Raw genomic sequence first — 247 nt, 5'->3', positions numbered from 1 at the left:
GTGCTGGAGGGCCGACATCAGCGCCGGGTCGCCGCAGGGCATCGGAAAGTGCCGCGGATCACCGATCCCCATCGCGACACACCGATCTTGATCCTGCGCACCGCTGATGTGGTCGCCACGCCCCCCCTCGACTTCTACCAGGCCGTCGGCCGGCGGCTGGCCTGCCAGGGAGACCAGCCATGAACGCGGCCATCGAGATCGTACCGTCCGTGCTCGACCGAATCCGCAAAACCCTGGTCGGCTTGAA

At 67.2% G+C, this 247-nt stretch carries 1 pseudogene; it reads left to right on the top strand.

Features of this window, described 5'->3' with window-relative positions:
* A pseudogene (locus ACZIRK_RS45765) lies at window positions 1-183 on the top strand (IS21 family transposase); the annotation flags it as partial.
* Window positions 184-247 lie beyond the last annotated feature (64 nt).

It is taken from the genome of Bradyrhizobium sp. Leo114 (assembly GCF_055229415.2).
This window is presented reverse-complemented; position numbering and strand designations above follow the sequence as displayed.